The 11,882-nt window shown below is 72.2% G+C and carries 12 protein-coding genes; 10 read left to right on the top strand and 2 right to left on the bottom strand.

Translation table 11 applies throughout. The annotated features are described in order from the left end of the window. Window positions 1-67 precede the first annotated feature (67 nt). From O9Y01_RS12380 to O9Y01_RS12370, 3 genes are all read left to right on the top strand, one after another. Window positions 68-652, top strand: coding sequence for a peroxidase-related enzyme (locus O9Y01_RS12380; protein WP_269631890.1), 585 nt, complete (start codon window positions 68-70; stop codon window positions 650-652). A 74-nt stretch (window positions 653-726) separates the two neighbouring features. Then, window positions 727-1,977, top strand: a complete 1,251-nt coding sequence (locus tag O9Y01_RS12375; protein WP_269631889.1) for an alpha/beta fold hydrolase — start codon at window positions 727-729, stop codon at window positions 1,975-1,977. 133 nt (window positions 1,978-2,110) lie between these two features. Beyond that, on the top strand, window positions 2,111-2,386 hold the full coding sequence (locus tag O9Y01_RS12370) for an HU family DNA-binding protein (protein ID WP_269631888.1): 276 nt from the start codon (window positions 2,111-2,113) through the stop codon (window positions 2,384-2,386). 70 nt (window positions 2,387-2,456) lie between these two features. On the opposite strand, the gene O9Y01_RS12365 is transcribed toward O9Y01_RS12370, so the two are convergent. Next, window positions 2,457-4,487, bottom strand: a complete 2,031-nt coding sequence (locus O9Y01_RS12365; RefSeq protein ID WP_269631887.1) for a DEAD/DEAH box helicase — start codon at window positions 4,485-4,487, stop codon at window positions 2,457-2,459. Further along, entirely contained in the window at window positions 4,484-5,119 is a 636-nt protein-coding gene (locus O9Y01_RS12360; RefSeq protein ID WP_269631886.1) for a TetR/AcrR family transcriptional regulator, read from the bottom strand. Before O9Y01_RS12360 ends, O9Y01_RS12365 begins: the two co-directional genes overlap by 4 nt. Window positions 5,120-5,261: 142 nt before the next feature. Here O9Y01_RS12360 and O9Y01_RS12355 point away from each other — a divergent pair, with 142 nt between their 5' ends. From O9Y01_RS12355 to O9Y01_RS12325, 7 genes are all read left to right on the top strand, one after another. Then, the gene (locus O9Y01_RS12355; RefSeq protein WP_269631885.1) at window positions 5,262-6,581 is read left to right on the top strand and encodes an NAD(P)/FAD-dependent oxidoreductase; all 1,320 of its coding nucleotides are present in this window, start codon (window positions 5,262-5,264) and stop codon (window positions 6,579-6,581) included. Then, window positions 6,578-7,351 carry a DUF1365 domain-containing protein gene (locus O9Y01_RS12350; protein WP_269631884.1) on the top strand — a complete coding sequence of 258 codons (774 nt, stop codon included), beginning with the start codon at window positions 6,578-6,580 and terminating at the stop codon, window positions 7,349-7,351. The genes O9Y01_RS12355 and O9Y01_RS12350 overlap by 4 nt, the downstream gene beginning before the upstream one ends. Then, on the top strand, window positions 7,348-8,619 hold the full coding sequence (locus O9Y01_RS12345; RefSeq protein WP_269631883.1) for an SAM-dependent methyltransferase: 1,272 nt from the start codon (window positions 7,348-7,350) through the stop codon (window positions 8,617-8,619). The genes O9Y01_RS12350 and O9Y01_RS12345 overlap by 4 nt, the downstream gene beginning before the upstream one ends. 128 nt (window positions 8,620-8,747) lie before the next feature. Beyond that, window positions 8,748-9,218, top strand: a complete 471-nt coding sequence (locus O9Y01_RS12340) for a chalcone isomerase family protein (protein ID WP_347607346.1) — start codon at window positions 8,748-8,750, stop codon at window positions 9,216-9,218. A gap of 8 nt (window positions 9,219-9,226) precedes the next feature. Continuing rightward, complete coding sequence (locus tag O9Y01_RS12335; protein ID WP_269631881.1) at window positions 9,227-10,540, top strand: MFS transporter; 1,314 nt, start codon at window positions 9,227-9,229, stop codon at window positions 10,538-10,540. After that, on the top strand, window positions 10,537-11,100 hold the full coding sequence (locus O9Y01_RS12330) for a DUF3833 domain-containing protein (protein WP_269631880.1): 564 nt from the start codon (window positions 10,537-10,539) through the stop codon (window positions 11,098-11,100). The genes O9Y01_RS12335 and O9Y01_RS12330 overlap by 4 nt, the downstream gene beginning before the upstream one ends. Further along, window positions 11,091-11,867, top strand: coding sequence for an SDR family NAD(P)-dependent oxidoreductase (locus tag O9Y01_RS12325; RefSeq protein ID WP_269631879.1), 777 nt, complete (start codon window positions 11,091-11,093; stop codon window positions 11,865-11,867). Before O9Y01_RS12330 ends, O9Y01_RS12325 begins: the two co-directional genes overlap by 10 nt. Window positions 11,868-11,882: the final 15 nt, after the last annotated feature.

Here is an 11,882-nt window from a genome sequence, read left to right as displayed (position 1 = left end):
CGCCCAAGACTCGCGCTACGCTCCACCCCACAACCTTCACCCCACCCCGATCCCCGCAAGGAACGCCATGTCCACCCCTGCCCCGTTCAGCATCAGCCGCTTCCCCGTGCCCGAGCTCGCGGACCTGCCCGAGGACCTCCGCGCGCGCATCCTCGCCGTGCAGGAGAAGTCGGGCTTCGTGCCCCATGTCTTTCTCGTGCTGGCCCATAGGCCCGACGAGTTCCGCGCCTTCTTCGCCTATCACGACGCCCTGATGGACAAGCCCGGCGCGCTGAGCAAGGCCGAGCGCGAGATGATCGTGGTCGCCACCAGCAGCGCCAACCAGTGCCAGTACTGCGTCGTCGCGCACGGAGCGATCCTGCGCATCCGGGCGAAGAACCCGCTGATCGCGGACCAGGTCGCCATCAACTACCGCAAGGCCGACATCACGCCCCGCCAGAAGGCCATGCTGGACTTCGCGATGAAGGTGTCGACCGCCTCGCATGCCGTGGGTGACGAGGACTTCGCGGCCCTGCAGGCCCAGGGCTTCGGCATGGAGGAGGCCTGGGACATCGCGGCCATCGCCGCCTTCTTCGGCCTCTCCAACCGCATGGCCAACGTCAGCAGCATGCGGCCCAATGACGAGTTCTACACCCTGGGTCGCGGGGGCTGACGGCGGCGCGGGTGCCGGGCGGTCCGCCGAAACTCGATTAGGCTTGCGCCACGCTCACCGCCAAGGGTTTCGCCATGCAGCTCTGCGTCTACTTCGCCACCAACCGAGGCCACGAAGGGCCGGAACGGTTCGCGCCCCGGCGCTACGGCAGCCGTTTCTCCAGCGACGGCATGGAGAACCTGCGCTTCGGGCGGGTGCTCTTCGAGGCTGACGAAGTGCAGGTGAGGGCGCTGCTGGACCAGCGCCGCGAGCACACCGGCGCGGGTGACGGCGAGGCGCTGCAGGACTACCTCGGCAAGTGCGTCGCCGCCAGCCAGCGCATCGAGTGCTACCAGGAAAGCATCCCCGACCCTCAGGTCAACGAGCGCGCCCAGGGGCAGGCCGTGAAGCTGGGTTCCGCCGCCCTGTTCTCCGAGCTGCAGCAAGACATGCAGCAGGGGCGCGACCTGCTGGTGCTGGTGCATGGCTTCAACGTCAGCTGGGAGGAGGCGGTGGCCACGGCCGCGGCCTTCGAGGCCATGGTCAACCGCGTGGAGCCCGCGCTGGACGAAGGCCTGCCGGCCAAGTCGGTGCGCGTGCTGCTCTTCACCTGGCCCAGTGACGGCGCGGCCCTGCCCTGGGCCAGCTACAAGAGCGACCGTGCCGATGCCCGCGGCACCTCGGGTGCGCTGGGGCGGGCCTTCCTGAAGCTGCGCGACCAGCTGCATGCGCTGGGCCGCGAGGTGCGCCAGAACAGCTCGCGCGTGCGGGCGCTGCGTGAGGCCATGGCCGATCGCCCGCAGGCCGAGGTCGAGCGCGCCATCGCGCAGCTGGAGGCCACCGAGCTGTGCGGCCAGAAGCTGCACCTGCTCGCGCACTCCATGGGCAACTACGTGCTGCAGAACGCGCTGGCACGGGTCTACGAATTCAGCCCGGGGAACCAGCTGCCGCGCCTCTTCGACAACGTCTTCCTCTGCGCCCCTGACGTCGACGACGACGCCCTGGAAGGCGAGGCCCCGCTGGCCCGGGTGCACCAGGTCTCGCAGTCGGTGGCGATCTATCACAACCGCAACGACATGGCGCTGAAGATCTCGGACTACACCAAGGGCAACCCCGACCGCCTGGGGCAGGGTGGGGCCGCGCGGCCGCAGCTGCTGCACCAGAAGGTCTACCAGGTGGACTGCGCGGCCCTGGTCACCGGCCTGACGCAGCACAGCTACTACACCAACGGGCTGGTGGCCCGTGACATCCGGCTTGCGCTGTCAGGCCTGACGCCGAAGGAGCGCGGCCTGCAGAGCACCGGCCAGGCGCCCAACACCTGGGCCCTGGCCCGCCGCCCGTGCTGAGCACCGGGCGGTGCCGTGCGTGCCGCGCGGCAGGGTCGGCAGGGCCTGCCGGGGCCCGTCCTGGCAGGCCCTGGCGCCTTTCCGTGATAATCCGGCCCCTTTGCCCCCTTCGGGCGTCAACGGAAGCATTTGCATGAACAAGAGTGAACTGATCGACAGCATCGCCACCAAGGCCGGCATCACCCGCGCCGCCGCCGGCACGGCTCTGGAAGCCACGCTGGCCAGCATCAGCGAGGCCCTGGTGGCCGGCGATGCCATCGCCCTGGTGGGCTTCGGCACCTTCAAGGTGAGCGAGCGCGCCGCCCGCACCGGCAAGAACCCCGCCACCGGTGCCACCCTGGAAATCGCCGCCTCCAAGTCGGCCAAGTTCACGCCGGGCAAGTCCCTGAAGGACGCGCTGAACGCCTGAGCGTTCCGGCGATGACGTCCCGGGCCGGACCGCCTCATGCGGACCGGCCCTTGTCATTTCTGCCGGACCGTCAGGAAGCGAGGCCGGCCTTGGCACGCCAGAAGGCGGCATCCAGTGGCAGGGCCGCGCCATTGCGCTCATTGACCAGCCAGAGCTGGCGGCCGTCCGGGCTGAGGCGCTGGACCTCGCCCGTGACACGGCCGGCGCTGACCCGCAGGCCCAGGGCATTGCGCGGGAACTCCGGTGCCGCGGCCAGGACCTGCAGGGGGATGACGGCGCGGCGGTCGCCCGCCAGGCGCAGGCGTTGCACCAGCGGGGCCAGCAGCGGGCTGGCGGCATCCGCGTCGGAGAGGTACAGCAGCACCTTGGCCTGCGCCCGGCTGAGGGCCACGTTGAGCAGGCGGCGGGCGTCTGGCGTCTGCAGGAAGGGCAGCTTGGCGTCCACCGGGTCGAAGAAGACCACCGGGGCCTCGCTGCCCTGGGCCCGGTGCACCGTGCTGACGCGCACGCCCGCGGCCTCGGCAATGCCCCGGGCCTCGAGGCCGCGCCGGATCAGTGCGCGCTGGGCGCGGAAGGGCGTGAGCACCACCAGCTCGCGGGGCTGCCAGGCGCCGCTCTCCAGGGCCAGGGCCACGGCCTCGACCACGGCCTCGGCCGAGGCCGGCCGCTGCGGGCCGTGGTCCTGGGCCGACCAGCGCCCCGGGCCCTTCACCGGCCGCACGATCACGTGGTCCGCGGCCGGCAGGTCCGCCAGCGGGCGCTGGCGCCGGGCCAGCCACTCCGGGGTCTGCAGCGCATCGGTGGCGACCTTCAGCGCGCCCTCGTAGAACACCTCGCTGACCAGGGCGCAGATGGGCGGTGCCATGCGCGACTGCTCGTCCAGCAGCACCACGGACGGACCCTGGCGCGGCATGTCGGCAAAGGCCGAGCGGCCCAGCCAGCGCTGGGCGGCGGGCTCGCGGCTGCGCAGCACGGGCGCCAGCTGCTGCGGGTCGCCCGCGAACAGGGCCGCGGCGCCCAGGGGCATCAGCAGCAGGGTCTGGGCCAGGCTCAGCTGGCTGGCTTCGTCGAAGACCAGCAGGTCGAAGGGCGGCTCGCCGGCACCGCGCTCGTCCAGCGAGCGCAGCAGGCTCAGGCCGGCCGTCGCGCGGCTGGCCGTCATGGCGGCCAGGCGGGCCTGGCGCAAGGCGCGGCGGGTGTCGGCGCGCTGCTGCTCGCGCAGGCCTGCGAGGCGGTCGCTCCAGGCCTTGAGCGCCTGCGCATCCCCGCTGCGTGGGCGGGCCGCCTCCACGCGGCTGAGCGTGGCCAGCAGGGCCGGGTCGGTGCCCGGCAGCAGGTGCTCCCGGCCCTCGTAGGCGGCGGGGTCGAAGCGCGTGCCCAGGCGCTGCAGCGCGCCGCGCAGGGCCTCGCGCCGGCCCTTCTGCAGGGCCTTGTCCACAGCAATCAGGGCCTGGTCCACCGCCTGGTTGGTGGCCGAGACCAGCAGGATGCGGGCGGTCGGCCGGCTGTCGAGGTACTCGGCCAGCAGCACGCCCAGGGTGGTGGTCTTGCCCGTGCCGGGCGGGCCCCACAGATAGCCGCAGCGCTGCGCGGGCAGGGTCTGCAGGGCACGGCGCTGCGCCTCACGCAGCCAGCGGAACGGGGCGCCGCTGAGGGCCGGGCCGGGCGGCGCGGGCTCCGGGCGCGAGAGGGCGGGCCGCAGTGCCAGGGCGGCCTCGGCCCAGGGGGTGTCCCAGGCCGCCTCGACCAGGGCCTTGAGGAAGCGCGGCGGATACAGGCGGATCAGCTGCTCCGGCCCCGGCGGCGCGCTGCTGGCGTTCTGCAGCAGCAGCTGGTCTTCCTCCAGCCGCAGGGCCAGCACGCTGGCATGGCCCTTGACGGGGGCGCCCCACCAGGCGGAGGCGCCGTCCAGGCTGTCGTCCAGCAGGCCCAGGGCCGCGGCCTGGCCGGGCGGCTGGCCCTCGGCAAAGACGTAGCCCGGCTCCAGCGTCACGCGCCACAGCGCGCCCTCGCGCTCGCTGCGCAGGACCTTGAAGTCGTAGTACTCGGGCGTGGCGGCCAGCTCGGCGTCCAGGGCGGCCCGCAGGTCGGCCAGGCTCACTGCGCCGCAGGTGAGCCCAGGCCCTGGAAGGTGCTGGCCATCACCCAGTCGATGATCTGGGCATGGGTGTACTGGCCGGAGTCCTTGAGCAGCCCCACGACGGGGTCGCAGGCGCGCGCGAAGAGGGTGTAGAGCACCATCTCCGGCGGGAACCGGTCCTGGATCTGCCCGCTGGTCTGGGCCTCGGCGATCCAGATGCTGAGCCGGTTGCTGAGGGACAGCAGGCGGTCCATGTAGTCGTCGTTGGACTGCAGCGAGGTGCTGAGGCTGGTGTTCTGCGCGGGCAGGGACGGCATCTCGCCCTCCAGCTGGGTCTGCATGGCCCAGCGGGTGACGGCCTCCAGCTGCGCGCGGGCGCTGACCGGCTGGGCCGAGGTGGCGGCCTGCTCGCGCAGGCTGTCCACGAAGGCCAGGGCCCGGTCCAGCACGGCCACCATGGCGGCCCCGGCCAGCTCCTCCTTCGAGGCAAAGAGCTTGTAGAGGCTGGCCTTGGCCATGCCGGCCTCGGCGGCCACCTCGTCCACCGTCATGGCGTCATAGCCCTTGGTCGCCAGCAGGCGGTTCACCGCCGTGACGATGGCTTCCTGGCGCATGCGCTGCACCTGCTCTCGGATCGAAGGTCGGGCTCCCATGGCCTGCATTCTAGACCGACTGGACTGTCGTAAATACCCGATAGTGCAAAGTTGAGACTGACGAGTTATATTTCTGAACTATAGAGTTCACAAATTGGCCGACCGGGTACAGCCGGCGGTCCTGCAACAGGGGAGCAGGCCCATGCGACGCATCGCAGTCATTGGTTCCGGGGTGGCGGGTCTGGCGGCCGCCTGGCGCTTGAGCGCGCCGGGCTCGCCCCATCGCGTGACCCTGTTCGAGGCCGACAGCCACTTCGGCGGCCATGCCCACACGGTGGATCTGTGCCTGGATGGCATCAGCCATGGCGTGGACACGGGCTTCCTGGTCTTCAACCACCGCACCTATCCCCTGCTGACCGAGCTGTTCCAGACGCTGGGGGTCGAGACGGCGGCCTCGGACATGTCCTTCTCGGTGCAGGTGCCCCGCAGCGATGGCCGCGAGGGCCTGGAGTGGAGCGGCAGCTCGCTCAACACCGTCTTCGCGCAGCGCCGCAACCTGCTGCGGCCGGGCTTCTGGCGCCTGCTGGGCGAGATCCTGCGCTTCAACCGGCTCTGCACGGACCTGGCCGTCCGCGGGGACGAGGTCCAGCTGGACGGCACCATCGAGGACTTCCTCGCCGGGCATCAGTTCGACCGTGCCTTCCAGGACCACTACCTGCTGCCCATGGTGGGCTGTATCTGGAGCTGCCCCACGGACCAGATGCTGCGCTTCCCCATCCGCACCCTGATCCGCTTCTGTCACAACCACGGGCTCATCCAGGTCAACGACCGCCCGCAATGGCACACCGTGCGCGGCGGCTCGCGCCAGTATGTGCGCCAGCTGCTGCAGCGCCTGAGCGACGCCCGCCTGAACATGCCGGTGCTGGGCGTGCAGCGCCAGGCCCAGGGGGCGCGGGTGCTGACGGTGCAGGGGGCCGAGTCCTTCGACGCCGTGGTCATGGCCTGCCACACCGACCAGGCCCTGGCCCTGCTGGGCGACGACGCCACGCCCGAGGAGCGCGCCCTGCTCGGTGCCATCCGCTACCAGCCCAACGAGGCCGTGCTGCACACCGATGCCTCGGTGCTGCCGCGGCGCCGTCTGGCCTGGGCCGCCTGGAACTACGAGCGCGCCGCCGAGGCCGGCCGGGAGGGCGCCCAGGTCTGCCTGCACTACCTGCTCAACCGCCTGCAGCCTTTGCCCTGGGCGCAGCCGGTGGTGGTCTCGCTGAACCCCGCCCGCCCGATCGACGAGCGCCAGGTCCACCGCCGCATCAGCTACGCCCACCCGGTGTTCGACCGGGCGGCCATGCAGGCCCAGGGTCGGCTGCCGCAGCTGCAGGGCCAGCGTCACACCTGGTTCTGCGGTGCCTGGAGCGGCTATGGCTTCCATGAGGACGGCCTGCGCTCGGGCTTCGAGGTGGCCGATGCCGTGCAAGCCAAGCTGGCCCGGCGCGACGCCCTGGTGGAACGGGGGGCTGCATGAGCACGCCCGGTGCCCAGCTGGGCCTGGGGACGGTGTGGCACCGCCGCTTGCGGCCGGCCCTGCATGCCTTCCATTACCCCGGCTACTTCCTGCTGCTGCCCCTGCGCCAGCTGCGCGCCAGGCCCTGTGAAGCCCTGCGGCGCAACCGCCGCGGCCTGCTGAGCTTCCACGACCGGGACCATGGCGACGGCGGCGGCGATGCCCTGGCCTGGTTCGACCGCCTGCTGCTGGCCGAGGGCGTGTCAGACGCCACCGGCGAAGTCTGGCTGCAGACCTTCCCGCGTGTGCTGGGCTTTGCCTTCAAGCCAGTGAGCTTCTGGTACGCCCACCGCGAAGACGGCAGCCTGGCCGCCGTGGTGGCGGAGGTCAATAACACCTTCGGTGAGCGTCACGTCTATCTGCTGGACGGGCCAGGCCTGGCCTTCGGGCAGCCGCAGTCGGCGCGCAAGGTCTTTCATGTCTCCCCGTTTTGCCGTGTCGAGGGGGACTACACCTTCCGCTTCGACCGGCGCCTGGATGCGCAGGGGCAACCCGCCTGGTGCCGGGCCGCCGTGGACCTGCGCGATGCCCAGGGCCTGCTGCTGCAGACCAGCCAGGCCGGCCTGCTGCAGCCGCTCACGCCCGGCGCCGTCCGTCGTGCCTTCTGGGGCCTGCCCCTGATGACCTTCGGCGTGGTGCTGCGCATCCACTGGCAGGCGCTGCGCCTCCTGTGCAAGCGCGTGCCCTTCTTCTCCAAGCCATCCGCCCCGTCTGAACTGGTGAGTCGATGACCATGAGCCAAGAGACCTTCCTGAACAGCGCGGCCGTGCATCGCCGCGCGACCGTCCCTCCCTCGGCCCGGCGCGTGCTGCGCCTGATGCAGCGCCTGCCCCAGGGCCAGCTGAGCCTGCAGCTGCCTGACGGCGACACGCTGCTGCTCGGCAACCCCAGCCACGGCGGCGAGGCTGCGCTGCGGGCGCAGCTGGTGGTGCACGACTGGCAGGTCTTCGAGCGCACGCTCAAGGCCGGTGACATCGGCCTGGCCGAGAGCTTCATCGACGGCCAGTGGGACACGCCCGACCTCGCCGCCCTGCTGCGCCTGTGCATCGTCAACCGCGAGCACATCGAGCAGCTGGTCTACGGCCGCTGGTGGGGGCGTCTGCTGTACCGTCTCAAGCACCTGCGCCAGCGCAATTCACGGGCCGGCAGCGAGAAGAACATCCACGCCCACTACGACCTGGGCAATGACTTCTACCGCCTCTGGCTGGATCCGGGCATGAGCTACAGCGCCGCCTGGTTCGAGGGCCGGGAGCCCCGCGAGGTGGCCCTGATCGACGCGCAGGACGCCAAGCTGCGCCGCACCCTGCGCGAGGCGCGGGTGGCGCCGGGGCATCGCGTGCTGGAGATCGGCTGCGGCTGGGGCGGCCTGGCCGAGCTGGCGGCGCGCGAGTTCGGTGCCGAGGTGACCGGCGTGACCCTGTCCCGCGAGCAGCTGCAATGGGGCCGCGAGCGCATCGCCGCGGCCGGCCTGCAGGACCGGGTGGACCTGCGCTACCAGGACTACCGCGACCTGCCCGCGCAGCACCGCGAGCAGCCCTTCGATGCCATCGTCTCCATCGAGATGTTCGAGGCCGTGGGTCATGAGTACTGGCGCGGCTACTTCCGGACGCTGTGGGATTGCCTCAAGCCCGGCGGCCACGCCTGCATCCAGAGCATCACCATCCGCGACGACCTCTTCCCGCGCTACCTGCGCTCGACGGACTTCATCCAGCAGTACATCTTCCCCGGCGGCCTGCTGCCCAGCCCCTCGGCCTTCGAGGCGGAGGCGCGCCGCGCGGGCTTCGTGGTCGAGAACCGCCTGGCCTTCGGGCGCGACTACGCCGAGACCCTGCGCCGCTGGCATGCCGACTTCCTGCGCACGCTGCCCCAGGTCCGCGCCCTGGGCTTCGATGCGCGCTTCGAGAAGATCTGGACCTTCTACCTGGCCTACTGCGAAGCTGCCTTCGACACCGGCAACACCGACGTGATGCAGTTCACCCTCAGAAAGCCCGCCCCATGAACCCCCGCCGCCTGCACCGCCGTGCGCTGTGCGCGGCGCTTTGCTCGATGCCCTGGACGCTTATGGCCACCACCACTTCCTCCGCTCCCCCGGCTGCCGCCGGCCCGGCCTCGACCGCCCCGCCTGCCATGCCCGAGGAGCTCCAGCCCCTGCTGCCCGAGGCGCGCCTGCGGGGCAGCGGCGTGCTGCGCTTCTTCGGCCTGCGGGTCTACGAGGCCCGGCTCTGGACCTTGCCCGCCTTCACGCCGGAGGACTACGCCAGCCAGCGCCTGGGCCTGGTGCTCAGCTATGACCGGCGCCTGGAGGGCGGCGCCATCGCCGAGCGCTCCATCGCCGAGATGCGCCGCGTGGGCTCCTTCAGCGAGGCGCAGGCCCAGCAATGGCTGGCCCTCATGAGGAAGGCCTTCCCCGACGTCAAGCCGGGCGACCGCCTGCTGGGCTGGCATGACGGCCAGGGCGGCGTGCGCTTCTTCCACAACGGCCGGCCGACCGCGGAGCTGGCGGACCCGCTCTATGCGCGCCTCTTCTTCGGCATCTGGCTGGCGCCGCAGAGCTCGGCGCCGGCCCTGCGCCAGTCGCTGCTGGGCCTGCCCGGCTGAGCCTGCCCATGGACACGGCCCGCCCTTCGATCGAACCGAGGCACGCCGGCGCCGATGTGGCGTCGCTGCCCTGGCGTCAGGGCCTGGCCTACGGCGCGCTGGCCCTGCCCCTGGCCTTCGTGTCCCTGCCGCTTTACGTGAGCCTGCCGCATCACTACGCCACGCAGGCGGGTGTGCCCCTGGGCGTGCTGGGCGCCACCCTGCTGGGCCTGCGGGCCCTGGATGCCGTGATCGACCCCTGGCTCGGCCGGCGTGCCGACGGCCTGCTGCAGCGAGGGGCCGGGCCCGCCTGGCGTGCGGCGGCCCTGCTGGCCCTGCTGCTCGCCCTGGCCTTTGCCGCGCTGTGGCAGCCGCCCGCCGGCGACTGGCACCGCGCCTGGGGCTGGCTGATGGCCAGCCTGAGCGTCTGCACCCTGGCCTTCAGCGCCCTGAGCCTGCTGCACCAGGGCTGGGGCACGCGCTGGGGCGGCAGCGTGGCCTGGCGCACGCGGGTCACCGCCTGGCGCGAGGGCGCCACCCTGCTGGGCGTGCTGGTGGCCAGCGGTCTGCCCTGGTGGCTGGGCACGGGCGGCAGCAGCCTGGTCCTGGCGGGTGCGCTGGTCGTGGGGCTGTGGGGCCTGCACAGGCTGGCGGCGCCGACCCCGCCGTCCTTGCCACCGGCCCGGCACGGCGCGAAGCCGCGCTCGCCCTGGCGGCAGGCCGACTTCCGTCACCTGCTCGCCGTCTTCCTGATCAATGGCACCGCCAGTGCGATCCCTGCCACGCTGCTGCCCTTCTTCGTCAGCGACCGTCTGATGGCCGCCGAGTGGCAGCCAGCGCTGCTGCTGGCCTATTTCGCCGCCGGCGCCCTGGGCCTGCCTGCCTGGGCGGCGCTGGCCTCGCGCGTGGGCCTGGCTCCGGCCTGGCGTGCGGGCATGGCGCTCAGCGTGCTGGGCTTCGCGGCCACGCCCTGGCTGGCCGCAGGGGATGCGCCGGCCTTTCTGCTCGTGTGCCTGGCCAGCGGGCTGGCGCTGGGGGCGGACCTGGCCCTGCCCGCCGCGCTGCTGACCGGCCTGATCCATCGCCATCCCGACGGCCCGGGCCGGGAAGGCCAGTTCCTTGGCTGGTGGACCTGCGCCAGCAAGCTCAACCTCGCCCTGGCCGCGGGCCTGGCGCTGCCGGCGCTGGGCAGTCTGGGCTATGCCCCCGGCACGCGTGATGCCGCAGCGCTGGACACCCTGGCCTGGGCCTACGCCGGCCTGCCCTGCGCGCTCAAGGGGCTTGCGCTGGCGCTGCTGTGGCGGCTGGAGCGGGCCCATCCTTCCTGGAGTACGACCACATGAAGCTCAAGCGCACCCTCAGCCTCTTCGCGCCGCTGGTCCTGGCGGCCACCCTCAGCGGCTGCGCCGGCCCGCAGGTGCAGGACTATGCCCAGGAGCAGCCCACGCTGGACCTGCGCAACTATCTGCAGGGCTGCCTGCAGGCGCAGGGGCTGTTCACGGACCGCGCCGGCCGCGTCGTCAAGCGCTTCCACGTGCGCATGGAAGGCCGCTGGCAGGGCGAGGAGGGCACGCTGGACGAGCACTTCACCTACAGCGACGGCAGCACCCAGCGCCGTGTCTGGCGCCTGCGCCACCTGGGCCAGGGCCGCTACAGCGGGCAGGCGGACGACGTCGTGGGCGAGGCCCGCGGCGCGCAGGCCGGCAATGCCTTCCAGTGGAAGTACACCCTGGCCCTGCCCGTGGACGGCCGCGTCTGGGAGGTCGCCCTGGACGACTGGATGTTCCGCATGGACGAGCGCACCGTGCTCAACCGCTCGGCCATGAGCAAGTGGGGCCTGCACCTGGGCGACGTGACCCTGGTGTTCACCAAGGACGAGCCGGGGGCCGCGACATGCCGCTGAACCCGCCCCTGCGCGACTGGGCCGGCCAGTGGGTCTGGCTGGTGGGCGCCTCCACGGGCATCGGCCGGGCGCTGGCCGAGGCGCTGCATCGCGAGGGCGCACGCGTGATCGTGTCCGCGCGCAGCGAGCGGGCCCTGCGCGAGTTCGCGGCGGCGCACCCCGGCAGCCATGCCCTGCCGCTCAACGTGACCGACGCGCAGTCCCTGCAGCAGGCCGCGGCCCAGGTGCTGGCCTGGGCGGGCGGCGCGCCGGCCCTGGTGGTCTACTGCGCCGGCCACTACCGGCCGCAGCATGCGACGGCGCTGGACCCCGTCGAGCTGCAGAAGCACCTGGACGTCAACTACCGTGGCGCCCTGCACCTGCTGGGGGCCATCCTGCCGCCCCTGCTGGCCGCGGGTGCGGGGCATCTGAGCTTCGTGGGCAGCGTGGCGGGCTACCGCGGCCTGCCCAGGGCCCTGGCCTACGGGCCCACCAAGGCCGCGCTGCAGAACCTGGCCGAGGTCCTGCACCTGGACCTGCGGCCGCGCGGGCTGGGTGTGTCCATCGTCAACCCCGGTTTCGTGGCCACGCCCCTGACGCGGCAGAATGACTTCGAGATGCCGGCCCTGATCAGCGCCGAAGAGGCCGCGCAGGAGATGCTGCGCGGCTGGGCGCAGGGCCGCTTCGAGATCCACTTCCCCCGGCGCTTCACCCGCTGGATGCGCTGGCTGCGCCTCCTGCCGGATGCCTGGTACTTCGCTGCGGTCCGGCGCGCCACCGGCGCCTGAGGCCGGGACCGCAGC

The sequence above is a fragment of the Pelomonas sp. BJYL3 genome, from assembly GCF_027257975.1.
Lineage (GTDB): Bacteria > Pseudomonadota > Gammaproteobacteria > Burkholderiales > Burkholderiaceae_C > Roseateles_B > Roseateles_B flavus.
The sequence above is the reverse complement of the archived record's forward strand: the minus strand, read 5'-3'. Positions and strand labels throughout refer to the sequence as shown.